The sequence below is a fragment of the Microbulbifer sp. genome (assembly GCF_051659245.1).
Taxonomy (GTDB): domain Bacteria; phylum Pseudomonadota; class Gammaproteobacteria; order Pseudomonadales; family Cellvibrionaceae; genus Microbulbifer.
The window spans coordinates 28,115-52,918 of record NZ_JBOFOC010000159.1 but is presented as its reverse complement, the minus strand read 5'-3'; the positions used below and the strand labels follow the sequence as shown (position 1 = coordinate 52,918).

19 protein-coding genes and 1 tRNA gene are annotated in these 24,804 nt (G+C 62.0%); 7 read left to right on the top strand and 13 right to left on the bottom strand.

Features of this window, described 5'->3' with window-relative positions:
- Genes ACRC0P_RS15695 through ACRC0P_RS15685 form a run of 3 tightly spaced genes read left to right on the top strand, consistent with a single transcriptional unit; the run spans position 1 to position 5,212 of the window.
- Positions 1-1,389 carry a Fic family protein gene (locus tag ACRC0P_RS15695; protein ID WP_438632243.1) on the top strand — a complete coding sequence of 463 codons (1,389 nt, stop codon included), beginning with the start codon at positions 1-3 and terminating at the stop codon, positions 1,387-1,389.
- Positions 1,386-4,493 (top strand): type I restriction endonuclease subunit R, encoded by a 3,108-nt coding sequence (locus tag ACRC0P_RS15690; RefSeq protein WP_438632242.1) that lies wholly within the window; start codon positions 1,386-1,388, stop codon positions 4,491-4,493. Before ACRC0P_RS15695 ends, ACRC0P_RS15690 begins: the two co-directional genes overlap by 4 nt.
- A complete protein-coding gene (locus tag ACRC0P_RS15685) occupies positions 4,490-5,212 on the top strand; it encodes a M48 family metallopeptidase (RefSeq protein ID WP_438632241.1) in 723 nt (240 codons plus the stop codon). The genes ACRC0P_RS15690 and ACRC0P_RS15685 overlap by 4 nt, the downstream gene beginning before the upstream one ends.
- Positions 5,213-5,275: 63 nt before the next feature.
- Here the strand turns inward: ACRC0P_RS15685 and ACRC0P_RS15680 are convergent, their stop codons facing one another.
- The 4 genes from ACRC0P_RS15680 to ACRC0P_RS15665 form a co-directional block, all read right to left on the bottom strand.
- Positions 5,276-5,620: a hypothetical protein gene (locus tag ACRC0P_RS15680; protein WP_438632240.1), complete on the bottom strand. Its 345-nt coding sequence runs from the start codon at positions 5,618-5,620 to the stop codon at positions 5,276-5,278.
- Positions 5,620-6,111 (bottom strand): type VI secretion system amidase effector protein Tae4, encoded by a 492-nt coding sequence (locus ACRC0P_RS15675; protein ID WP_438632239.1) that lies wholly within the window; start codon positions 6,109-6,111, stop codon positions 5,620-5,622. Before ACRC0P_RS15675 ends, ACRC0P_RS15680 begins: the two co-directional genes overlap by 1 nt.
- A 94-nt stretch (positions 6,112-6,205) precedes the next feature.
- The gene (locus ACRC0P_RS15670; RefSeq protein ID WP_438632238.1) at positions 6,206-6,760 is read right to left on the bottom strand and encodes a hypothetical protein; all 555 of its coding nucleotides are present in this window, start codon (positions 6,758-6,760) and stop codon (positions 6,206-6,208) included.
- A 102-nt stretch (positions 6,761-6,862) separates the two neighbouring features.
- A tRNA-Leu gene (locus ACRC0P_RS15665) sits at positions 6,863-6,949 on the bottom strand.
- A gap of 93 nt (positions 6,950-7,042) precedes the next feature.
- Between ACRC0P_RS15665 and queA the strand changes: the two genes are divergently transcribed.
- The 4 genes from queA to secF all read left to right on the top strand — a co-directional run bounded on the left by queA (position 7,043) and on the right by secF (position 12,517).
- Positions 7,043-8,140 (top strand): tRNA preQ1(34) S-adenosylmethionine ribosyltransferase-isomerase QueA, encoded by a 1,098-nt coding sequence (gene queA, locus ACRC0P_RS15660; protein WP_438632237.1) that lies wholly within the window; start codon positions 7,043-7,045, stop codon positions 8,138-8,140.
- Between the two features lie 135 nt (positions 8,141-8,275).
- The gene (gene tgt / locus ACRC0P_RS15655) at positions 8,276-9,394 is read left to right on the top strand and encodes a tRNA guanosine(34) transglycosylase Tgt (protein WP_438632252.1); all 1,119 of its coding nucleotides are present in this window, start codon (positions 8,276-8,278) and stop codon (positions 9,392-9,394) included.
- Positions 9,395-9,611: 217 nt separating this feature from the next.
- A complete protein-coding gene (gene secD / locus ACRC0P_RS15650) occupies positions 9,612-11,483 on the top strand; it encodes a protein translocase subunit SecD (protein ID WP_438632236.1) in 1,872 nt (623 codons plus the stop codon).
- 74 nt (positions 11,484-11,557) lie between these two features.
- Positions 11,558-12,517, top strand: a complete 960-nt coding sequence (gene secF, locus ACRC0P_RS15645; RefSeq protein ID WP_438632251.1) for a protein translocase subunit SecF — start codon at positions 11,558-11,560, stop codon at positions 12,515-12,517.
- 72 nt (positions 12,518-12,589) lie between these two features.
- On the opposite strand, the gene ACRC0P_RS15640 is transcribed toward secF, so the two are convergent.
- The 9 genes from ACRC0P_RS15640 to dgcA all read right to left on the bottom strand — a co-directional run bounded on the left by ACRC0P_RS15640 (position 12,590) and on the right by dgcA (position 24,786).
- Positions 12,590-12,784, bottom strand: coding sequence for a hypothetical protein (locus tag ACRC0P_RS15640; protein ID WP_308368261.1), 195 nt, complete (start codon positions 12,782-12,784; stop codon positions 12,590-12,592).
- 70 nt (positions 12,785-12,854) lie between these two features.
- Positions 12,855-14,546: a C4-dicarboxylic acid transporter DauA gene (gene dauA, locus ACRC0P_RS15635; RefSeq protein WP_438632235.1), complete on the bottom strand. Its 1,692-nt coding sequence runs from the start codon at positions 14,544-14,546 to the stop codon at positions 12,855-12,857.
- 165 nt (positions 14,547-14,711) lie between these two features.
- Positions 14,712-14,909: a hypothetical protein gene (locus ACRC0P_RS15630; RefSeq protein WP_438632234.1), complete on the bottom strand. Its 198-nt coding sequence runs from the start codon at positions 14,907-14,909 to the stop codon at positions 14,712-14,714.
- Positions 14,910-15,309: 400 nt separating this feature from the next.
- Positions 15,310-16,509 carry a formaldehyde dehydrogenase, glutathione-independent gene (gene fdhA, locus ACRC0P_RS15625; protein WP_438632233.1) on the bottom strand — a complete coding sequence of 400 codons (1,200 nt, stop codon included), beginning with the start codon at positions 16,507-16,509 and terminating at the stop codon, positions 15,310-15,312.
- Positions 16,510-16,528: 19 nt separating this feature from the next.
- Positions 16,529-18,172 carry a BCCT family transporter gene (locus ACRC0P_RS15620; RefSeq protein WP_438632232.1) on the bottom strand — a complete coding sequence of 548 codons (1,644 nt, stop codon included), beginning with the start codon at positions 18,170-18,172 and terminating at the stop codon, positions 16,529-16,531.
- Between the two features lie 275 nt (positions 18,173-18,447).
- Entirely contained in the window at positions 18,448-19,233 is a 786-nt protein-coding gene (gene etfB / locus ACRC0P_RS15615) for an electron transfer flavoprotein subunit beta (RefSeq protein WP_438632231.1), read from the bottom strand.
- Between the two features lie 56 nt (positions 19,234-19,289).
- On the bottom strand, positions 19,290-20,564 hold the full coding sequence (gene etfA / locus ACRC0P_RS15610; RefSeq protein ID WP_438632230.1) for an electron transfer flavoprotein subunit alpha: 1,275 nt from the start codon (positions 20,562-20,564) through the stop codon (positions 19,290-19,292).
- Positions 20,561-22,495 (bottom strand): (Fe-S)-binding protein, encoded by a 1,935-nt coding sequence (locus ACRC0P_RS15605; RefSeq protein ID WP_438632250.1) that lies wholly within the window; start codon positions 22,493-22,495, stop codon positions 20,561-20,563. Before ACRC0P_RS15605 ends, etfA begins: the two co-directional genes overlap by 4 nt.
- 227 nt (positions 22,496-22,722) lie before the next feature.
- A complete protein-coding gene (dgcA, locus tag ACRC0P_RS15600; RefSeq protein ID WP_438632229.1) occupies positions 22,723-24,786 on the bottom strand; it encodes a dimethylglycine demethylation protein DgcA in 2,064 nt (687 codons plus the stop codon).
- Positions 24,787-24,804: the final 18 nt, after the last annotated feature.

Here is a 24,804-nt window from a genome sequence, read left to right as displayed (position 1 = left end):
ATGAAAGAATCCCAGCACACCGAATTCAAGCGTCAATGGAAGGATGACTACCTGAGGTGGATCAGCGGCTTTGCCAATGCCGAGGGCGGTGTACTGTTGCTGGGGATGGATGATGACGGCCGGCCTATTGGCGTGCGCAATGCCGCCAAGCTGTTGGAGGATATTCCCAACAAGGTGCGCGATCTGCTGGGCATAGTCGTGGACGTAAACCTGCTGGAGCGCGACGGGCGGGATGTGATTGAGGTACGGGTGGAGCCCTATCCCTATCCCATCAGCTACAAGGGCGAATATCACTATCGCAGCGGTAGTACCAAGCAGGAACTGAAGGGCGCCGCCCTGGATCGTTTTCTGTTGCGCAGGCAGGGGCTGCACTGGGACGGTGTGCCGGTGCCCGGCCTCGAGGTCGGGGATCTGAACACTGCGGTCCTCAAGCGGTTCCGGCAGTGGGCTATCAACAGCCAGCGCCTGCCGGAGCAGGTATTGCAGGATACCGATGGGCTGCTGCTGGAGCGCCTGCGCCTGGTGAGCGGCGACTACCTCAAGCGGGCAGCAGCCCTGTTGTTCCATCCGGACCCGGAGCAGTATGTCACCGGCGCCTATATCAAGATCGGCTACTTTGAGCGCGGCCATGCGGACCTGCGCTACCAGGACGAAATCCACGGGGACCTGTTCGCCCAGGTTGATCAGGCACTGGATGTGCTGAGGCTCAAGTACCTGAAGGCCCTGATCAGCTACGATGGCCTGCACCGGCTGGAGACCTACCCCGTGCCCATGCCCGCCCTGCGCGAGGCCCTGTTGAATGCGGTGGTGCACAAGGATTACGCGAGTGCCATTCCCATTCAGATCAGCGTCTACCCGGATCGCCTGATGATCTGGAATCCAGGGGTACTGCCGGATAACTGGACGATGGCGGATCTGCTGGCCAAACATGCCTCCAAACCCTTCAATCCGGACATTGCCAATGTGTTTTTCCGCGCGGGCCTGATTGAGTCCTGGGGGCGGGGTATCGAGCGGATTGTAGATGCCTGTAAGAAGGGTGGCTGCCCCATTCCGGAGTGGAAGCTGGAAACCGGCGGCCTGTGGACGGTGTTTCACTACCCCGAGACCTACCTTGAAGAGTTGGCCGGTCAGGCCACTACTCAAGAATTAACCACGGAAGTCACCACGGAAGTCACCACGGAAGTGGGGAGATTGTTGAAGGCGATGCAAGGGGAGATGTCCCGCCAGGATATCCAGCGGGCTTTGGGTTTGGCAAATGCCGAGCATGTGCGGAAGGCCTATATTGCCCCCGCTTTGGAAATCGGGGTGATTGAGATGACAATGCCGGACAAGCCCAAGAGCTCCAAACAGAAATACAGGATCACAGCCAAGGGAAAGCAGTTGCTATGAGCAATGTCGGCCAACGGGAGCGCATTACCCAGAATCGCGTAATCAAATTGTTCCAGGAGGACCTGGGCTATCGCTACCTGGACGATGGGCTGGAGCGCGACAACAACCGCAATATCGAGCCGGAAATCCTCTCCGCCTGGTTGCGGGGCTGCGGTGTCAGCGAGGCGCTGATCAATCGCGCCCTGCGCCAGTTGGATGATGCGGCTTCCCTGGGAGAGGGGAAAAAGCTCTACTACGCCAACAAGGAGGTCTACCGCCTGCTGCGCTACGGGGTAAAGGGCAAGGAGGGCACTGGCGAGCTGAACCAGACTGTGTGGCTGGTCGACTGGCAGAACCCCGAGAATAACGACTTCGCCATCGCCGAAGAGGTGTCCGTCAAGGGCGAAAACAAGAAGCGCCCGGATGTGGTGCTCTATGTAAACGGCATAGCGCTGGCGGTGCTGGAGCTGAAGCGTTCCTCGGTGTCGGTTTCCGAGGGCATTCGCCAGAATCTGGACAACCAGAAAAAGGATTTTATCCGCAACTTTTTCACCACCGTGCAGCTGGTGCTGGCCGGCAACGACACCCAGGGGCTGCGTTACGGCACCATAGAAACGGCGGAGAAATATTACCTGGAGTGGAAGGAGGAGCGCTTTCCCAGTCCCTACGAGAGCCCACTGGATCAGCACCTGTGCCTGCTGTGCGGCAAGCGCCGCCTGCTGGAGCTGGTGCACGACTTTATCGTCTTTGATGCCGGTATCAAGAAAATCTGCCGCCACAACCAGTATTTCGGCGTGCGCGCCGCGCAGGAGCGTATCTACCGCCGCGAGGGCGGCATCATCTGGCATACACAGGGTTCCGGCAAGAGCCTGACCATGGTGTGGCTGGCCAAGTGGATTCGCGAGCATGCGGCCAACGCGCGGGTGCTGATCGTTACCGACCGCGCCGAACTGGACGAGCAGATAGAGCAGGTGTTCAGCGGGGTAGATGAGGATATCTACCGGGCAAAGAGCGGGGTGGACCTGATTGCCACCCTGAACGAGGTGAATCCCTGGCTGTTCTGCTCCCTGGTGCATAAGTTCGGCCGCGGTGGTGAGAATGACAGCGAGAGCGAGCGGGATAAGGCCACTGATACGTTTATCCGCGAGCTGACCGCCAGCCTGCCGGAGGACTTCCGTGCCAAGGGTGACCTGTTCGTGTTCGTGGATGAGTGCCACCGAACCCAGTCCGGCAAGCTGCACGAGGCCATGAAGAAGATACTGCCGACGGCCATGTTTATCGGCTTTACCGGCACGCCGCTGATGCGGAAAGACAAGAAGCAATCCCTGCAGGTGTTTGGCCCCTATATCCACACCTACAAGTTCGACGAAGCGGTGGCGGACGAGGTGGTGCTGGACCTGCGCTATGAGGCGAGGGATATCGATCAGCGGATCACCTCGCAGAAGAAGGTGGATGACTGGTTTGAGTCTAAAACCAGGGATCTGAGCCCGTTGGGGAAAACCCTGCTGAAGCAGAAGTGGGGTTCCATGCAGAAGCTGCTGTCCAGCAAGAGCCGTTTGGAGCAGATCGCCAACGATATCCTGATGGATATGAGCACAAAACCGCGGCTGATGGATGGCCGCGGCAACGCCATGCTGGTGTGTACCAGCGTCTACCAGGCTTGCAAGATCTACGAGATTTTCAGCCATACGGAACTGGCCGGGCAATGCGCCATCGTCACCAGCTACAAACCGGCGCCCGCTGATATCAAGGGCGAGGAGACCGGCGAGGGACTGACGGAAAAGCTGTTCAAGTACGATACCTACCGCAAGATGCTCGCTGACTTCTTCGAACAGCCGGAGGATGAGGCAGCCAAGCGGGTGGAGGAATTTGAGAGCAAGGTCAAGGAGCGGTTCAAGAAGGAGCCGGGGCAGATGCGCCTGCTGATCGTGGTGGACAAGCTGCTCACCGGATTCGATGCCCCCTCCGCCACCTATCTCTATATCGATAAGAGAATGGCAGATCACAACCTGTTTCAGGCCATCTGCCGGGTCAACCGCCTGGACGGTGACGATAAGACCTACGGCTATATCGTCGATTACAAGGATCTGTTCAGGTCACTGGAAAAGTCCATTGAGGATTACACCTCGGACGCCTTCGAAAACTATGACAAGGAGGACGTGCAGGGCCTGTTGAAAAACCGCCTGAGCGAGGCCAGGGAGGATCTGGATAATGCCCTGGAAGTGGTGCGCGCCCTCTGTGAGCCGGTGCGGGCACCGCGCAATACCGCCGATTATATCCGCTATTTCTGCGGCGAAGGCACTATGGAGGCGGATGCGCGCGCGGAGAAGGAGGCGCTGCGCCTGGCCTTCTACCAGACTGTGGCCAAACTGCTGCGCGCCTATGCCAACCTCGTCGGCGAAATGGGCGAGGCAGGGTACAGCGCGGCGCAGATAGAAAGAATCAGGCAGGATGTTACCCATTTCGAGAAGGCGCGCGACGAGGTGAAGTGTGCCAGTGGCGACCTGGTGGATATGAAGCGCTTCGAGCCGGGCATGCGCCAGCTGCTGGATATGTTTATCCGCGCGGAAGACAGTGAGCAGCTAATGGATTTCGAGGAGCTGGGGCTGGTCGAGCTGATCGTCAACCGCGGTGAGGAAGGCTTCGAGAAACTGCCGGAGGATATCCGCAAAGATGAGGAGGCCATGGCGGAAACCATCGAGAACAATATCCGCAAGGCCATCGTCGATGAAAACCCGGTTAACCCCAAATACTACGAGCGGATGTCCGAACTGTTAGCGGAGTTGATTGAACTGCGCCGCCGGCGGGCCGTCGATTATCAGGATTATCTGGAGAAGGTGCGCGAGTTGGCGGGCAGAGTGGTTGATCCCGCCGGCACCAGCGGCGACCGTTATCCGCCGTCCATGGATACGCCCGGTAAGCGCGCCCTCTACGACAATCTGGGCAAGGACGAGGTGCTGGCCATCAAGCTCGACACTGCCATTCGTCACACCAGGAAGGCCGATTGGGTAGGTGATCGCTTCAAGGAACGTGAAGTCGCCAACGCCATCCGCGAGGAGGCCGGTTATCACGTGGATATTAAGCAGGTGTTGGAGCTGGCCAGGGCCCAGAAGGAGTATCAGTGAGCGGGACCACCATGCGGGTGGGCAGCGTCGAGCTGATCCTCACGCGGAAGGCTATCAAAAACCTGCATATCAGCGTACACCCGCCCGAGGGCGCGGTGCGTGTATCCGCACCCGATCACTTGTCCGACAACGCTGTCCGCCGCGCCATAGTGCAGCGAATCCCCTGGATCAGAAAACAGCAGCAGAGTTTCGCTGAGCAGCCGCGCTTGTCGCAACGGGAAATGGTCAGCGGCGAGAGCCACTATTTCTTCGGTCGGCGTTACCGGCTTGAGGTGATCGAGTGGCGGGGCCGGTATGAGGTTCGGCAAAAGGGGAGGGCGAAACTGCAGCTGTTTGTCGGCCCCGGCACGGAGCGAGAGGGGCGACAGCGCGCGTTGGACGCCTGGTATCGACGGGAATTGAAACAGGAGGTGGCGCGGCTGATGGACTACTGGCTACCCGAGATGGACCTGAAGGGCTGTGCCTGGCAAATCAAACGCATGAAGACCAAGTGGGGCAGCTGTAATGCTGCGTCGCGTCGCATCTGGCTGAACCTGGAGTTGGTGCAGAAACCGCCGGAGTGCCTGGAATATATCCTGGTACACGAGTTAGTGCACCTGTTTGAGCGCCACCACAATGACCGTTTCAGAGCCTTGATGGATCAATACCTGCCAGACTGGCGCGAGCGGCGCGACTTGCTGAATCGGGCGCCGCTGGCGAATGCTTCTTGGCAGTATTGAGCTGTGCTGTTGAGCCTAAAAGGCCGTCCCCGGAAAGAAAGTGTGCCTTGTCTTGCCAGCGATTTACTTGTCGATAATTTCTTGCAGGCCCTCACTTTGCTTTAGGTGAAAACACTTGTTTAAAGACACGCTAATGTTATTTTTGGACTCCAGTTGAGGAGAGTAACTTTTAACAAACAGCGATATTTCCTGGAATTTTTCTGCTGAAATATTACTGCGTTCGACAATTCCACCGGTTATTGATCGTATATCATCGGTATCGTAGCCCTTCTCCTTGAAATGCCAAAATAAGCAGCTTGCCTGAGCATATTGGTACAACACCTCTTGATCACCTTCCCCGCTATTGGGTGATGGTGCACAGGAAGCAAGAACAAAAAGCACCGGAAAAAGAAAGCCAACCTTTGACATCAGAATGCCTCCCAAAACATTATTCGACTAGCCCTCTCACCATAATCTGACCCGACACATGCCGCCCCATCCCATAAGTCCGCATGTCCGGTCGCATCGGTCCAGCCGGAAACCTCAAAGATTATTATCCCCTTTTTGCCTGCGAGATCTGTCTTATAAGTATCAGAAGATATTAGTCTAGGCGGCCCGTAGGCCTCCCGAAGATACTGAGCAAGTATTCTAACTCTGTATATATACCAAAGCTTCTTCCCTCCAGATGACACCTGGACTACATCATTTCCATGGCTGTCTTGTGTCTTATAAAAGGGAATTTGGTGCATTTCTCCAGAATGGTTTAAGGCCTTTGATATTCTGGTCGCACAAGCATTGCTAAACACACCTATATCGTAATTCAGCTTAACTTTACCTCCAATCTCCGTGAAAACCTCCCCTGCGGGCTTGTCAGGAAAGTTTTTCAACAAAGTTTTCCATTGTGGCAACTTCTTCATCATTTCTCCTTGGTTTCACAAAAGCACTAACCAATCATCACGGAATGCTGTGTCAATCCAAAGCTCGACCCTTTGCCGGACACCGTTGTTCCATTTGTTAGTTTATTTCTATGCTGCTGGTGATGATGGTCAGGTGTGGTCTTGCTGTTTTTATGTCTTCATCACTTAAGCTGAAAACCGCAAAAACGTCGTATGGGTTATCGATTACTTTTGTGACTGTGAGTTCATAGTGAGTTTCCCCTAAGAAGGTGTCTTTCCATGTGATGGTTTCAGCGGGGTGCCCATTAACTTTTGCGGTGCTTCGTGTGAAGCCCTCTATGGTGTCTTTGGCTTCTAACTGGAGCTCGTCGATAAAACGATCCATTACCTGGCTGAGTCTGAGTTCTTTATCCTTTTCAATCAGAATGGTTGCTGAGGAGAACTCTGAAATCTCGAAACCTATACCTCGAGTGGTGTAGATGGAGGGAGTGCTGTCATAAGCCAGGGTCCAGGTGCTGGGGTAGTCTAAATTCAGACCGTCGTTTTGGTATGACTTGTAGTCGGCGAAGAAGGCGGTTTGGTCTGTGCCTTTGTCCAGTTCACAGCTGGCGATCAGTATCGAGGAGAGGATAGCGAGTAGTACCGCCCAGAGAGGCTGCCTGGGAATGGTCATTAGGCTTCCTTTTGATGATCTGTCCTTGACGCTTCGCCTTGGCGGAGCGAAGCGTGTAACAAAAAAGCCCGTGTTGGCAATGCAAGCGCGGGCTTTCGTATTTGGTACCAGAGGCCGGACTCGAACCGGCACGCTATCGCTAGCGGGGGATTTTGAATCCCCTGTGTCTACCAATTTCACCACTCTGGCTTAGCGGGGTAGCAATTATAGCCATCACCCTTAGACGGTCAACCGGATTTCGGGTACCCTTCGCCGCCGTTGCCAACTGCCTACACTGAGCCCATGCGCCGCCAGGATTTCCACTTCGAGCTGCCCGACGAGCTGATCGCCCGTGCTCCCGCAAAGGAGCGCCGCGGCAGCCGCCTGCTGTGCCTGGACGGTCCCAGTGGCGCGCTGGAGCACCACCGATTCGCTGAGCTGCCGGGGCTGGTGGCGCCGGGGGACCTGCTGGTGTTCAACGATACGCGGGTGATTCCCGCGCGGTTGTACGGGCGCAAGTCCAGCGGCGGCCAACTGGAGATACTGATCGAGCGGGTGCTGGACGGGGGGAGGGCGCTGGCGCATATCCGCGCCAGCAAGTCCCCAAAACCCGGCAGCGAGATACTGCTGGAGGACGGCACGCCGCTGCAAATGACTGCCCGGCACGAGGCGTTGTTCGAGCTGGAATTCCCCGCGGAGGGAGTGTTGCCGGTGCTGGAGCGCCTGGGGCATATGCCGCTGCCGCCCTATATCGACCGGCCCGACGACGATACCGACCGGGAGCGTTACCAGACGGTCTACAGCCGCACCGCCGGCGCTGTGGCGGCCCCCACGGCGGGGCTGCATTTCGATGACGAGATGCTGGACCACCTGCGCGAAATGGGGGTGGAAACCGCTTTCGTGACCCTGCATGTGGGGGCGGGCACCTTCCAGCCGGTGCGGGTGGACAATATCTTCGAGCACCGGATGCACAGCGAGGTGCTGGATGTGCCCCAACGGGTCTGTGAGGCGGTGGCGGACTGCCGTGCCCGCGGCGGTAGGGTGACGGCGGTGGGCACCACCAGTGTGCGCGCGCTGGAAAGCGCCGCGGCTCAAGGGGAAGGCGCCGCGGCCAGCGGCGAACTGAAGCCCACTGTGGGCGAGACGGATATCTTTATCTACCCGGGCTACCAGTTCCGGGTGGTGGACCGGTTGATCACCAACTTCCACCTGCCGGAGTCCACCCTGCTGATGCTGGTGAGCGCCTTCGCCGGGTACGAGCAGACGATGAGTGCCTATCGCGAGGCGGTAAAAGAGAAGTACCGTTTCTTCAGTTACGGGGATGCGATGTTGATTAACAGGCGGGACCCGGGAACTAGGGACCCGGGTCCCGGGCGCGAGACAGGTGGTGCCGATGAATAGTCCGGTGCTCGCGCTCAAAAGTTGGAAAAGAACCCGAAGATTCTTCGCGGCCTTCGGGCTTTCAATCCGGGTCCCGGGTCCCGGGTCCCGTGGTCCCGACCGACGAGGAGCTATCCGTTGACCCGCCACTGTTTCATGCAATTCGAACTGGACACCACCGACGGCCTGGCCCGCCGCGGGCGCCTGCGCTTTCCCCGCGGCGTGGTGGAAACCCCGGCGTTTATGCCGGTGGGCACCTACGGCACCGTCAAGGGCATGCTGCCGCGGGATATCGAGGCCATCGGCGCGCAGATTATTCTCGGCAACACCTTCCACCTGATGCTGCGCCCGGGGACCCAGGTGGTGAAGGAACACGGCGACCTGCACGACTTTATGCAGTGGCACGGCCCCATCCTCACGGATTCCGGCGGCTTCCAGGTGTTCAGCCTGGGGCAGATGCGCAAGATCACCGAGGAGGGGGTTTCCTTCAAATCCCCGGTGGACGGCAGCCCGGTGTACCTGGACCCGGAGGAATCCATGCGTGTGCAGCGGGAACTGGGTGCGGATATCGTGATGATCTTCGACGAGTGCACCCCTTATCCGGCCACATCCGACGAGGCGCGCAAGTCCATGGAGTTGTCGCTGCGCTGGGCGGAGCGCTCCAAAAAAGCCCACGGCGACAGCCCCTCCGCGTTGTTCGGCATAGTTCAGGGGGGAATGTACCCGGAACTGCGGGATGTCTCCCTGAGAGGGCTCAGCGAAATCGGCTTTGACGGCTACGCCATCGGCGGGCTGTCCGTGGGCGAGCCGAAAGAGGAAATGATCAAAATCCTCGACCACCTGCCCCGCAGGATGCCCGCGGACAGGCCCCGCTATTTGATGGGAGTCGGCAAGCCGGAGGACATCGTCGAGGCGGTGCGCCGCGGGGTGGATATGTTCGACTGCGTGATGCCCACCCGCAATGCGCGCAACGGCCACCTGTTCACCGCGGAGGGCGTGGTCAAGATCCGCAATGCCCGCTACCGCCACGACATCGGCCCGCTGGAGCCCGGCTGCGATTGCTACACCTGCGAGAACTTTTCCCGCAGCTACCTGCACCACCTGGATCGCTGCGGAGAGATACTGGGGGCGCAGCTCAACACCATCCACAATCTGCGCCACTACCAGCGGTTGATGCAGGGGTTGCGCGATGCGATTGCCGCGGGCGGGTTGGAGGCTTTCGTAGTGGACTTCTACCGCCGACTGGGCCGCGAAGTGCCGCCGCTGGCCGTGTAGGGGCTAACTCCGCTTTCGCCCGGACGGGCCTGCAGCCCGTTTGCCGGGCTGGGGCCCGTGTCCCCTTCGATTTGTACCGCGAGGGGATGCCCGTATAATCGGCCCCCGATTCGGGGGAGGCGGCGCCGTCTTGCAATCCGCGGGGGCCGCCCGCATATCTCCCGACACTGTCGCGAATGACCGGCCTTCCGGGCCTGAATACAACAATGAGAGCAGCATGAATCGCTACCCCTTCTGGAAGTACCTCCTGATTCTCGCGGTTGCGGGCCTCGGCTTCCTGTACGCCGCCCCCAATCTCTACGCACCGGACCCCGCAGTGCAGATCTCCGGCCAGTCCAGCACCACCAGTATCGGGCCGGCGGTGCTGGAGCGGGCGGAAAAGGCCCTCGATGAGGCCGGTATCGAGTATTTCGGCGGCGAGGTCGGCGATAAAAACTCCGTGCTGCTGCGCCTCGAGTCCATTGAGGAGCAACTGCCCGCCAAACGCGCCATCCAGGAGGCCCTGGGGCACGGTGACTATGTGGTGGCCCTGAACCTGGCCTCTACTACCCCCGAATGGCTGAGCAACCTGGGCGCCAGCCCGATGAAGCTGGGCCTGGACCTGGCCGGCGGCGTGCACTTCCTGATGGAAGTGGACACCAACTCCATCGTGAAAACCAATATGGAAGGCTACGAGGCCGACGTAAAAGCCAAGCTGCGCGCGGCGGACGCCCGCTACCGCAGCGTGGACCTGGTGGACGACCGTGAGATCGTCGCCCGCTTCCGCAGTGAGGAACTGCGCGACCTGGCCATGTCCACCCTGCGCAAGGAATTCCCGCAGCTGCAGCTGGCCGAAGCCGGCAGGGGTGAGAACCTGGAGGTGCGCGCGACCCTGTCCGACCAGGAGATCAAGCAACTGGAGGACTACGCGGTAACCCAGAACCTCACCACCCTGCGCAACCGGGTCAATGAACTGGGCGTGGCCGAACCCATCGTGCAGCGCCAGGGGCGGAACCGCATCGTGGTGGAACTGCCGGGGGTGCAGGACACCGCCGAGGCCAAGCGCATTATCGGCAAGACCGCCAACCTGGAATTCCGCATGGAGGCGCGCCAGGACGCGCTGGTGACCAACAAGGAATATTTCGAATACCGCAACGAGCGGGACCGCCAGATGTACGGCGGCGCCTGGCTGGAGCGCAAGGTGATCATCACCGGCGAGCGGGTGACCGACGCCCGTGTGGGGTATGACGAGAGCGGTTTCCCGCAGGTGAACATCACCCTGGACTCCCGCGGCGGCGAGATGATGCACCGCGCCACCTGGAAAAATGTCGGCCGCCGCATGGGCACCCTGTTTATCGAAAGCCGCTTTACCCCGGAAACCAGAGTGGATGCGGAAGGCAATGAAATCGTGGTGCAGAAGCGCACCGACGACAAGAAGATCATCAGCCTGGCCACAGTGCAGAGCGCCCTCGGCCGGCAGTTCCGCACCACCGGCCTGGACAGCCCGGCGGACGCCCAGGAGCTGGCTCTGCTGCTGCGCGCTGGCGCCCTCGCCGCGCCCATGTATTTTGTGGAAGAGCGGGTGATCGGCCCGTCGCTGGGCGCGGACAATATCGAGGTGGGTGTCACATCGGTACAGATAGGCCTGCTTGCGGTGGTGATCTGCATGCTGCTGTTCTACCGCGCCTTCGGCCTGGCCGCCAATATTGCGCTGGCGATGAATATGGTGCTGCTGGTGGCGGTGATGTCGATCCTCGGCGCCACCCTGACCCTGCCGGGTATCGCCGGTATCGTGCTTACCGTGGGTATGGCAGTGGACGCGAACGTGCTGATCTTCTCGCGAATACGGGAGGAACTGCGCAACGGTATGCCACCGCAATCGGCGATCACGGCCGGTTTTGACAATGCCTACAGCACTATCGTGGATGCCAATATCACTACCCTGATCGTCGCGGTGATCCTCTATGCGATCGGATCCGGCCCGGTACAGGGCTTCGCGGTGACCCTGTCCATCGGCATCCTGACCTCTATGTTCAGCGCCATTATGGGTACGCGGGCATTGATCAACTTGTTCTACGGCGGCCGCCGTGTACAGAAGCTTTGGATATAGGAGCGCCGACCGTGAGTGAGAGCAAAAGCAAAGCCACTGAAACAACAGTGGAAAACGGCAGGATCACCGAGTATATGGGCAAGCGCGTGTTCGAATTTATGCGCTGGCGCAAATTGGCCGCGGCCTTTTCCATCACTCTGCTAATCGCCTCCATCGCCGCGCTGGCGGTGAACGGCCTGCAGTTCGGCCTGGACTTTACCGGCGGCACCCAGGTGGAGGTGGGCTATGAAAATCCCCCGCGCATTGAGGACGTGCGCAGTCAACTGGTGGATGCCGGCTATGCCGGTGCCACTGTGGTGCGCTTCGGTTCCGACAACGAGCTGCTGATCAAGCTGCCGCCGGAAGTGGCGGAGGAGCAGACCCAGCGCAGCGCGCGGGATGAAGAGGCGACGGAGTCCATCGGCGACAATGTGGTGGATGTACTGCGCCAACGTGCTGACGGTGGGGTGGAGCTGCGCCGGGTGGAAATGGTCGGCCCGCAGATCGGTGAAGAGCTGCGCGACGACGGCGGCCTGGGAATGCTGTTTGCCCTCGTGGTGGTGATGGCCTATGTGGCACTGCGTTTCCAGTACAAGTTTTCCATTGGCGCGGTGGCTGCGCTGGCCCACGATGTGATAATCGTGCTGGGCTTTTTCGCGCTGCTCAAACTGGATTTCGATTTGACGGTACTGGCGGCGGTGCTGGCGGTGATCGGTTACTCTCTGAACGACACCATCGTGGTATCGGACCGCATCCGCGAGAATTTCCGCAAGGTGCGCAAGGCCAGCCCGGAGGAAATTATCAATATTTCCCTGAGCCAGACTTTGGGCCGAACCTTGATGACCTCCGCCACAACGTTATTGGTGCTGATGGCACTGCAATTTTTCGGCGGCGAGCTGATTCACAATTTCTCGCTGGCGCTGATTGTCGGCGTGTGGGTGGGTACCTATTCTTCCATCTACGTGGCCGCCAACACACTGATGCTGCTGGGAATCACCCGGGAGGACATGATGCCACCGGTGAAGGAGGGAGCGGAGCTGGAGGAAATGCCCTGAGGCTAGTGGATGGCGGTTAGTGGTCGGTGCTTTTCACCCTCGGTGCTTTTCACCACTGGCCACTAACCACTGTTAACTGCGGGGTTTCTTACCCAGGGTAATATGCTTGGGGCCGGAGGTGCTGGTCTGGCCACTCACTCCCTTCGGTACCTGCTGGATTTCACCGCCGGCGGCGAGGAAGGCTTTCACCTGCTCCTCGATATTCTCGCGGCTCTCGAGGGTGGTGGGTTGCTTGCGTTTGGAAGCGCTGGAAGCTTTCTTGGCCACAATAAATGTCCCGATTTTCTACGTGAATCGGCCATTGTACAACAGTTTGCACAAAAAATCACCCAAGTGCCTAAGCGCTGCTCAGCTGACTCAGGACTGCCCGGTAATCCCTGGCCAGCCGGGTCGGAGTGGTTGCGTCCAGCAGCCCGTAACGGCGCATTTTCTTTACCAGAGTGGGCTGCACGTGGATCAGGTAAAGGGTGGTGTGGCGCCCGGCCAGGTGCCTGGCGATAGCCTCCAGGTTTTCCATGGCGGTGGCATCCAACACCGCAACATCCCGCATATCCAGCACCACCGTGTGCACATCGCGGTCCACCGCGGTGACGATTTTCAGGGCCTTGTAGGCGGCGCCGAAAAACAGTGGGCCGTCCAGGTCGTAGAGCACTACCCCTTTTGCCTGCTGGTGTTCCGCTTCCTCGTGGGGTGTGATCAATGTGGTCTGCGTCAGTTCGGTCACCCGGCGGATAAACAGCACCGAGGCCAGCGCCAGGCCCGCGGCCACCGCCACCTGCATATCGATCGCCACGGTGAGCGCGAAGCAGGTGAGCAGCACCGCGGCGTCCGCCCGCGGCGCCCGGCGCAGGATATGCAGTGCGTGGCCCGCCTCGCTCATATTCCAGGCCACGACCAACAGCACCGCGGCCATCGCCGCCATCGGAATCAGCGACAGCCAGGGGGCCAGCAACAGCATGGCCAGGAGCACAAACAGTCCGTGCACCACTGCGGAGAGCGGGGTGCTGCCGCCGGAGCGCACGTTGGTCGCTGTACGCGCGATAGCCGCCGTGACCGGGATGCCACCGAAGAAAGCCACCGCTATATTGCCCATTCCCTGACCGACCAGTTCGCCGTCCGGATCGTGCTGCTGGCCGCTCATGCCGTCTGCCACTACCGCGCAAAGCAGGGATTCCAGCGCGCCCAGGAGGGCGATGGAAAACGCCGGTCCGATCAGCGCGCGCAGCAGTTCCCAACTGAAACCGATGGGTGTGCCGTCCGGCCCCGGCAATTGCCAGGGCAGCAAAAAGTGTGGCGCCACCGGCGGTATTCCGCTGCCCTCGACACCGCCCAGGGAAAAGCGGAAGCGCGAGGCAATGGTGTCCACGTCCGGCAGGTCGGCGTTGCCGTTGAACACCGCGGCGGCGAGACTGCCCACCAGCAGCGCCACCAGGTAGGCGGGAATGCGGCCGGGTGCCTTTTTCCACAATATCAACATGCCCAGGGTGAGTGCACCGATAGCGAATTCCTGCCAGCGAAAGCTGGGCAGCGCTGCCGCCAGTGCGCCCAGTTGCTGCAGAAAATGTGTGCCCCCCGGTTCCGGCTGCAGGCCGAGGAAGTCCTTCATCTGCAAAAAGGCGATCACCGTGCCGATACCGGAGGTGAAACCGACGATGACCGGGTAGGGGATAATCTGGATCAGCCGCCCCAGTTTCAGCAGGCCAAACCCGATGGTGATCAGCCCTGCCATCAGGCCAGCCATCAGCAGGCCGCCGAGGCCGAACTGCTGCACCACCGGCAGCAGCACCACCACAAAGGCGGCGGTGGGACCGGAGATATTCACCCGCGAACCGCCCAGCAGTGCCACCACGATACCGCCCACGATGGCGGTATAGAGCCCGTGCTGCGGCGGTACCCCACTGGCGATGGCGAGCCCCATGGACAGCGGCAGTGCCACTATGCCGACGGTGATTCCGGCGATCAGGTTGCGCGGCAGGGTATCGAAAAGGCTGCCGTCGGTGAGGGATTGGCGCAGGGCGGAGGCGAACAAGTGGAGAACTCCCGGTTTTCAGTGGCACAACCGGAAAGACCCGACAAAAAGCCGGGTCTTTCTGAAGAGCGGGATTATAGCGCCCCGCCGGGGGCGCTGTAAGTAGCGGGAATTAGTTCCAGCGGGCGCTACCCACCCATGGGAAACCGCTTACAGACGATTGTCTCAGGCCCTGTTGGAGAGCCTCCACAGCCAGATGCACAGTGTTGCGAGGATTATCAGCGCCAGTACGCTCGGCCAGACGGGCATGGGTGCGCCGCCAACCAATACTTCCGGGGTGGCGAATACCCGCCACAGCTGGCCCAGGGCCATCAGCCCGAACAGCACGCTGGCCACGCGCAGGCCACCTCTCGGAGTGTTCATACAACACCTCCTTTCACCAGTAGAAAAATCGCTTCTCCGCTGGATTCTAGTGCAGGAACCGGGGGCTTCCCCAGGGCTCGCGCGGGTTTCAGACTTTTTGGTGCGCACGGCGCACCCTACGGCTGGGTTTCCAGGTGGCACCGGGCATGGGGGTGTCGCTACCGTTGGCGAAGTAGTCCGGGGTCGTCTGGTTGCCGGTGCTGTAGGCGCGACCGGTGGTATTGTGGTAGTAGTTGTAGCCGGATTGTTCGGTGCAGCTTTCGCCACCGCTGCCGCCGTAGCAGGCCGCTGGTGGGCCTGTGAAGCGGCTTCAAACAGGCTTCCGGATTTGCAGATGGGCAAACGAGCGCAGCAAGAGCCCATCGCGTTCCGATGGGCTCTTGCTATTGTCCCTTTAACCTTACGCCGCAACCGCACCGTGCGGATCGATCACAAACTTCTTGGCTGCGCCGCCATCGAAATCCGCGTAACCCTCCGGCGCCTGATCCAGGCTGATCATCTGCACATTCACTGCCTTGGCGATCTGAATCTTGTCGAACAGAATCGCCTGCATCAATTGCCGATGGTATTTCATTACCGGGCACTGGCCGGTGAAGAATGCGTGGGATTTCGCCCAGCCCAAGCCGAAGCGCATGCTCAGCGAGCCTAGCTTGGCCGCGTCCTCCTGGGCGCCGGGGTCTTCGGTGACATACAAGCCGGGAATGCCGATGCGCCCGCCGGCGCGGGTCAGCTGCATGGCCGAGTTCAACACCACTGCGGGCTGTTCCTGGTGGTGATTACAGCCGTGGCAGCGGGCTTCGAAGCCCACGCAGTCCACAAAGGCGTCCACCTCGGGCTCGCCCAGAATCTCCTCGATCCGCTCGGACAACTCGCCGTCCTCACGCAGGTCCAGAGTCTCGCAACCGAAGCTGCGCGCCTGGTCCAGGCGTTCGGGAATCATGTCGCCGACGATCACGCAGGCCGCGCCCAGCAATTGGGCCGAGGCCGCCGCTGCCAGACCCACGGGGCCGGCTCCGGCGATGTAGACGGTGGAACCCGGCCCCACGCCGGCGGTGGCGCAACCGTGAAAGCCGGTGGGGAATATGTCGGACAGCAGGGTCAGGTCGCGGATTTTCTCCATGGCCTGGTCGGCGTCCGGGAACTTCAGCAGGTTGAAGTCCGCGTAGGGAACCATCACGTACTCCGCCTGGCCGCCGACCCAGCCGCCCATGTCCACATAGCCGTAGGCGGCGCCCGGCCGCGCCGGGTTGACGTTCAGGCAGATGCCGGTCAGGCCCTCCTTACAGTTGCGGCAGCGGCCGCAGGCGATGTTGAAGGGTACGGATACAACATCACCGACGCTGAGAAATTCCACGTCGCGGCCGCACTCGATGATCTCGCCAGTGATCTCGTGGCCCAGCACCAGTCCCTGGGGCGCGGTGGTGCGGCCGCGCACCATGTGCTGGTCGGAGCCGCAGATATTGGTGGTGAGCACTTTCAGAATCACGCCGTGATCACAGCGGCGTTTACCCAAGGCCAGTTCGGGAAAGGCGATGGATTCCACGCTGACTTTGCCGGTGCCTTGGTAGACCACGCCGCGGTTGGGTTGTTGACTGTTCATGGTCGGAATCTCCTGTTTATCAAACGCTGCGATGGGATGAACGAACGTCGTCGCTCAATCCTTTGTAAAGGCTGACACACATCAGAATCAGCACGATGGTGAACGGCAGTCCGGCGGTGACGGAGCCGGCCTGCAGGGCTTTCAACGCCTGGGCGCCGCCGCCGATCAGCAGGGCGGCGGCGATCAGGCCCTCCATGGTGGCCCAGAACACCCGATGGAAGAGGGGGGCGTTTTCCCGGCCGCCAGCGGTGATGCTGGCGATCACCAGCGAGCCGGAATCCGAGGAGGTGACGAAAAACAGCAGCACCAAAATGATGGCGGCGGCGGAGAGCAGCGGCGCCAGCGGCAGGTTGGCGAGCATCTGGAACATGGTGAGCGAGGCGTCGGTAACGCCCCCGGCCAGTTCACCGACATTGGCCTGCACCTGCTCCAGCGCGGTGCCGCCGAAAGCGGCTACCCAGATGCCGCAGACAAGTGTGGGTACGATCAGCACCGCGGTGATAAATTCGCGCACGGTGCGGCCGCGGGAAATTCGGGCGATAAACATGCCGACAAAGGGCGACCATGAAATCCACCAGGCCCAGTAAAAAACGGTCCATCCGTGGAGCCAAGTTTCGTCCGGGCGGTTCACCCAGTTGCCAAGCGGAATGATGTTTTGCACATAGGTGCCGAAGAGTTGGGAGAGGTTGGCAAACAAGCCGGAAAATGTACCCGCAAAAACCACGAACAGAAGCAGCGCCAGGGCCAGCAGCATGTTGATATTGCTCAGCACCTTCACGCCGCGATCGAGTCCGCGCACCACCGAAAAAATAGCCACGGCGGTGATCAGGATGATCAGGGCGATTTGGGTGGTGACGCCGTTCTCGATATCGCTCAGGTAACTCAGGCCGCCGGCCGCCTGCTGCGCGCCCAGCCCCAGGGAGGTGGCCAGGCCGAACAGGGTGGCCAACACCGCGAGAATATCGATTATATGGCCGATGGGCCCCCAGGCGCGGTCGCCGAGGAGGGGGTAAAACACCGAGCGCACGGTGAGGGGCAGGCCCTTGTTGTAGGAGAAAAATGCCAGCGCCAGACCCACCACGCCGTACATGGCCCAGGGGTGCAGGCCCCAGTGCAGCATGGTGGCGCCCAGCGCCAGGGATTTCGCTTCCGGCGTATGGGCGGCGACATTCAACGGGGTGCCGGACCAGCCGGTGTAGTAGGCCACGGGTTCGGTCACGCTCCAGAACATCAAGCCGATGCCCATGCCGGCGGCGAACAGCATGGCAAACCAGGACCGGCGCGTGAAGTCGGGCACGGCGTCGGCGCCGCCGATGCGGATGCGGCCCATGGGCAGTAGAATCAAGGCAAAGCAGAACAGGACAAACAGGTTGCCACTGGCCATAAACAGCCAGTCGAAATGATTGATGACCCAGTCCCGGGCACCCACCAGTTGGGTGTTGGCTTTTTCGGGAAAGGCCAGGGTGGCGAGCACGAACACCAGGATCAGCACGGCGCTGACGGCGAAACAGGGGTTAAGGAGTTCTAATTCTTTGAGGGAGCGGTTTTGCGTCTCCCCTCGGCCGTCGATCTCGTCAGTGCCGGTAACCGGTGGAGCGCCCGCGGCGGATGGAACGCCCGCAGCCGATGGAGCGCCCGCAGCCGATGGAGAGTTGTTATTCATAAAGTGCTTCTCCCGGTTGCGCTCGTTATTCGAATCTTTACGCGTAGGGCGGATATCAATCGGCAGTATTGCCGATTTGGACGCCGAAGCGCCCGCGGAGCGGGCGAGTCGCCAGGGATGGCGCGAGTCCACCGCCAGCGCATCCACCGCGAATCCGGTTGGGCGGGGGGTGCTAGCGCCTATCCACCTCGAAACCCGACTTTCATACTACTGCTTTGCGCCCCCGCGGGGATTCCGCAAACGACACCCGGGCGCCGTTTTGTTATCCGTAAACGTCATTGACGGATCACCCCCTCGGCGATCAACAGGTCGAGTATCGCCCGGGCCTTTTCCCCGCTGGATTCCCGCTGCAACACGCGGCCACCCTGGCCCTGGGGCTTGGCGGTGGCCGCCTTGAAGCGGTCGGCGGCGGACTTGGCCTTGACCACATTCAGGCGTTTGGGTCTCGGTTTGGCCGGGCTTTCCGTCCATTCGGAGCGCGCAACATCGATTTGTGCGGCGCCGGGTCGGGTCTCGAGCTGGCCGCGCCTGCCGGGGCCGAAGGCGTACTGCCGGGCATCGGCGGCGGCGCTGTCCACGGTGGCGATAAAGTGCAGGGGAACGCTCAGCGCCCGGCGCTGGCCCCGGGGCAGGGCCTGTAGTATTTGGGCGCGTCCGCTGTCGACGCTCTGGATCTGGGCGATGCGCGGTACCAGCGGCCAGCCGAGCTGCTCCGCCAGCAGGTAGGGCAGCAGGCCGGAGGCCTCGCCGCGCTCGGCCCGCACGCCGCACAGGACCATATCCGGTTGCAGGTCGGCCAGGTGCTGCGCCAGGGCGGGCAGGGCGTCCGCCTCCGGTGCCTGCTCCAGCACGGTCAGTTTGTCCAGCCCCATGCCCAGGTACTGGCGCAGCGCGGGCTGGCCGGCGTCGCCGGCGTGGATCAGCGACAGGGCGTCGCCGGCCAGGTCCAGGCCCAGTTCCACCGCGCGGGCGTCCTGATCGGCTCGGCGGGCGCGGCCGGAGACCGGGTGCTGGCCGATGCTGATCAATACGGCGATGTTTAGCGGCGTGTCAGCGGGCATGGTGTGCTTCCTCGGTATAAGTCTGCAAAACGGCGAAGGGCGCCGGCGTTGTCGGCCTATGCCACTTCCCGTGCCTCCGATTCTTTGTTGGGGGCGGTATCCGGCTCACCCCGATATTCACGCACCAGCGTCAGCAGCTCCGCCAGGATTTCCGAGCTGTCGCCGATAGCGCTCAGGTCGGCGCGCTTGACCATGTCGCAGCCGCCGTCGAGGTTGATGGCCACCACTTTTTCGCAGCGGCCGATGCCCTGCAGGTGCTGGATGGCGCCGGAAATGCCCACAGCGACATAGACCCGCGCGGTCACCCAGGTGCCGGTGGCGCCGATCTGGCGGAAGCGCGGCATGTGGCCGTCATCCACGGCTACGCGGCTGGCGCCCTCGGTGGCACCCAGGGCCGCGGCCACCCGGTGGAACTGGTTCCAGTCGCGCACGCCGTTGCCGGCGGAGAGAATGAACTCCGCCTCCGCCAGGGGAATGCGGCTGGGGTCCACCGGTATTGGGCCCAGGTCTTCGATGCGCGCCTGTGTGCCCGGAATGTCGTCGAGTTCAATCGGCAGGGCCTGGTGCCGGCTCTCGTCCACCGGCAGGGCGCACTCCTCCGCCAGCAACAGTATCCGCGGCGTGGATCGGCGGATGTCGAGGCGGCCGCCGCTGGCACGGCATAGGGTTTCGCTGTCGTTCACCTGCCAGGCGTTCACCACCGGCCGTTCGCCGAGCCGGGCGGCCAGGCGCGAGCCCAGGTCGCCGCCGCCGTGGACGCTGTCCGGGAACAGCCAGTAACGCGGCGCCAGTTGCCGCTCCGCGGCCTGAAGCACGGCCAGTTTACGCTCCGGGCAGTAGCCCTCCAGCGGCTGGCCGTGGCAGTGGGTGAGATGGATCAGACGGTCGGCGCCTGCGGTGTCGAATCCCGCCTCCCGGGCTTCGCCCAGGGCGATAGCCACCACCGCGCCTTTGCCGCCGCCGGCGTTCGCCAGTTGCTGCGCCTGGCCCAGAACGTCGCGGTCGTGATCGGTGAGACGGCCGCCCACCAGATCCAGCACTGCGGCCACATAAAAGTCCGGTTGCTCGATTATGTGCAGCGGCAGTTCCCGCGTTTCAGTTTGTGCCGAGCGGGTTCGGCGCGGGCTCTGGGCCGCCGGCTCGGCGCCGGCCAGGCTGCGGTCGATACGCTTCAGTCCGTTGGGTCCGATAAAACCTACCGCGTGGGGGTTTTTGCGCGGCAAACCGCTGGGGCCGAGTGCCGGAGCGCCGCTCAGACTTTCGTGCCCGGGGTGCAGGCGGTTGCGTTTGATCCGTTCGCTGCGCGGGTCGCGCCGAATCACATCGCTCATTGGTGCTGCTCCTCCGTTTGGCCCATGGCTGCTCTTGGCTCGTGGCGCTCGATCAGGGCGTCGGCCACCAACTCGGCCAGGTCGCGGATCTCCGGCCGGGGCTCCACTACACCTTCCAGCATGGCGGTGCACTGCTGGCAGGCCACGGCGATGGTGCCCGCCTCTACCGCGCGGGCGTCCTCCACCCGCATGTCGGCGATGCGGCGCTCGCCCGGCACGTCGGTGATGGGGGCGCCGCCGCCACCGCCGCAGCAGCGCGAGCGGTAGCCGGAGCGCGCCATTTCGCTCAGTTCGATGCCCAGAGCGTTGAGCAGAGCGCGGGGCGATTCGTACTCGCCGTTGTAGCGGCCCAGGTAGCAGGGGTCGTGATAGGTGACCGTGTCGCCCTTGTACGCCTTGAGTTGCAGCCGCCCGGACTGCACCAGTTCGTTGATAAAGGTGCTGTGGTGCAGGACGTCATAATGACCACCGAAGTCGCCGTACTCGTTTTTCAACACATGAAAGGCGTGGGGATCGGTGGTGACGATGCGCCCGAAGCGGTAGCGCTCGAGCACGTCGACGTTGTGCCGGGCCAGACGCTGGAAGGTGGCGTCGTCGCCCAGGCGGCGGGCCAGGTCGCCGCTATCGCACTCCTCGTTGCCGAGCACGGCGAAATCCACTCCGGCCGCTTTCAGAATCTGCACGAAGGCGCGCAGTATGCGCTGGCTGCGCATGTCGAAGCAGCCGTCGCTGACCCAGAAGAGCACCTCGGCCTGCCGCACCTCGCTCATCAGCGGCAGGTTCAGGTCCGCGGCCCAGTTCATGCGATTGCCCGGGTCGAAGCCGCCGGGATTGTCGGTGGCGATCAGGTTGTCCAGCGTCTCGGCGCCCTTGTTGGGCGTAGCGCCTTTTTCCAGTGTGAGGTAGCGGCGCATGTCGACGATCGCATCCACGTGTTCGATCATCATCGGGCACTCTTCCACGCAGGCGCGGCAGGTGGTGCAGGACCAGAGAGTATCGGCGCTGAGCAGGCCGTTGACGATGGGCTGGTGAGGCGCGCCGCTGGCGTTACCGGGTTCGACGCCAGGGTAGGGACTGCCGGCGTAACCGGCGTCGCTGCCACCGGCCAGGCCCACCACCATGTCCTGGATCAGTTTTTTGGGGTTGAGCGGCTGGCCGGCGGCGAACGCGGGACAGACCGCCTCGCAGCGGCCGCACTGCACGCAGGCGTCGAAGCCCAGCAACTGGTTCCAGGTGAAGTCTTCCGGCTTGGCCACCCCCAGGGTGGGCGCCTCCAGGTCCACCGGTTTGAGGCCGGTGGAGCGGCCGCCGCCGAAGCGCTCCGGGCGGCGGTGAAAGGCCAGGTGCAAGGAGCCTGCGAAGGCGTGTTTCATGGGTCCGCCCCAGCCCATACCGAAGAGCATTTCCGCCAGGCCGAGGGCGACACCCGCCGCCAACAAACCGCTCAGGGCCCAGCCGCCGAAGTTCTCCGGCAGCAGGCCGGAGCTGAGCAGGGTGAGTACAAAGAAGGAAGCGGAAAACACCAGCAGGTTCTTTGGCAGCCGCATCCAGGGGCCCCGGGACAGGCGCGCCGGCGGATGGCGCCGGCGCAGGAACACGAACACCGCGCCGCAGAACATAAGCAGGGTGGCCAACAGCAAGGCCAGATTGAGCCATCGGCTTTCCAGTCCGAACAGATGCACCGGCACGATCAGCAGCATGGAAAGGAGAAAACCGCCCGCCGTGGCCACGTGGGTGTTGGACATATAGCGATCGCGCTCTACCACATGATGCAAGTCCACCAAGTAGCGCCGGGGCATGGCCGCCAGGCCGGCCAGAAACGCCACGGGCTCGGGACGGCCCCGGCGCCAGAGGCGGATGCGGCGCAGGGCGCCGGCGAACAGCAGGCCCAGGGCCGCGGCCAGCAGGGCGGGAAGTAACCAGTCCAGCATCATCACCACTCACTTTTTTTTCGTACGCTTAGAGCCTGTTTGAGTTCTCCGGAATTCCAGGCCGCAGTGCGAGGCCGGATGGGGTGCCTCTTTCCGGGACACGGGCTGGGCGCCCCCCTTAAATACATCCCTGTACGCTCTCCACGGCCATCCATGGCCGTGAAAGGTCCCGGAAAGAGGCACCCCATCCGGCCCGGAGAGTTTTGTGCAAGATTCCAAACAGGCTCTTACAGGTCTTTGCACAACCGCAGGGCGTCATAAATGGCCGCGTGGGTGTTGCGCTGGGAGACGCAGTCGCCCAGGCGCCACAGAATCATGCCGTCGCCTTCTTTCGCCAACTCCGGCTGCGCCTTGCAGTCGAACAGCGCCTGCACGTCGATCTGGCCGCGGTTGCGGGATTCGGGTTTGAGTTCGTAGTAGAGCGCCTCGTTGGGACGCGTGCCGTTTTCGATCACCACCTGGTCCACCACCCGCTCTTCGCGCTGGCCGGTGTATTCGTTTTCCAGCACGGCCACTTTCTTGTCGCCTTCCGCGTAGACCTTTTCCAGCATCAGGTCCGATGTCATTACCACTTCCTTTTCGTAGAGGCTGCGGTAGTAGGTGGGGAAGGTGGTGCCGCCGATGCCGACGCCCGGTTTGATGTCGTCGGTGACCAGTTCCACCAGGGCGCCCTTGGAGGCCAGGTAGTCGGCGACGGACATGCCGGAAAACTCGCAGATGGTGTCGTAGACGAGTACGTTATTGCCCGGCTCCACGGCGCCGCTGAGAATGTCCCAGGAGGACACCACCAGGCCCTCGTCCGCGCCCCATTCCGGGGCTTGGGTGATAAAGGGCGTACCGCCGGTGGCCAGAATGCAGACGTCCGGGCGCAGTTCGCGCACCAGTTCGGCGTTCGCCTCGGTACCCAAACGCAGGTCGATACCCAGCCGTTCCAGCTCAAGGGCGTACCAGCGGGTGATGCCGGCGATCTGGTCGCGCTGTGGGGCGCGGGCGGCCAGGGTGATCTGCCCGCCCAGCTCCTCCGCTTTTTCCAGCAGGGTCACCTGGTGGCCGCGCTCCGCGGCGATTCGCGCCGCTTCCATGCCGCCCGGTCCGCCGCCCACCACGACGACCCGGCGTTTGGTCCCTTCGGTCTTTTCGATGATGTGGGGCAGGCCCATATATTCGCGGGAGGTGGCGGCGTTCTGGATGCAGAGCACGTCCAGCCCCTGGTACTGGCGGTCGATGCAGTAGTTGGCGCCCACGCACTGGCGGATCTGGTCCACCTGGTTCATTTTTATCTTGGCGATCAGGTGCGGGTCGGCGATGTGCGCCCGGGTCATGCCCACGAAGTCCACGTACCCGGCTTCCAGGATTCGCTGGGCCTGGTTGGGGTCCTTGATGTTCTGGGCGTGGATCACCGGCACGTCCACCACTTCCTTGATGCCGGCGGCCAGGTGCAGGAAGGGCTCCGGCGGGTAGGCCATGTTGGGGATGACGTTGGCCAGGGTGTTGTGGGTGTCGCAGCCCGAGCCCACCACACCGAAGAAATCCAGCAGGCCGGTGTCGTTGTAGTAGCGGGCAATCTCTTTCATGTCGTCCTGGTTCAGGCCGTCGGGGTGGAACTCGTCGCCGCAGATGCGCATGCCCACGACGAAGTCCCGGCCCACCTCTTCGCGCACCGCTTTTAGCACTTCCAGGCCGAAGCGCATGCGGTTTTCAAAGCTGCCACCCCACTCGTCAGTGCGCTTGTTGACTCGCGGCGACCAGAACTGGTCGATCATGTGCTGGTGCACGGCGGAGAGTTCCACGCCGTCCAGGCCGCCCTCCTTGGCGCGGCGGGCGGCCTGGGCGAAGTCACCGATCACACGCCGGATTTCCTCTTCCTCGATAGTCTTGCAGGTGGCGCGGTGCACCGGCTCGCGGATGCCGGAAGGCGACATCAGGTTGGGCCAGTGCTCGCCGTCCCATCGCGAGCGCCGGCCCATGTGGGTGATCTGGATCATGATCCTGCCGCCGTGTTTGTGCACGGCATCGGCCAGGTTCTGAAAGTGCGGAATGATGCGGTCGGTGGAGAGATTGACCGAGCTCCACCAGCTTTGCGGACTGTCGATGGAGACGACACTGGAGCCGCCGCAGATGCACAGGCCGCAGCCGCCCTTGGCCTTTTCCTCGTAGTACTTGACGTAGCGCTCGGTGGTCATGCCGCCGTCGGTGGCGTAGACCTCGGCGTGGGCGGTGCTGACGATGCGGTTGCGGATTGTCAACTGATTGATCTGCAACGGGCGGAAGAGTGCTTCGAACTGCGACATGTTTTATACCCTTGTTAA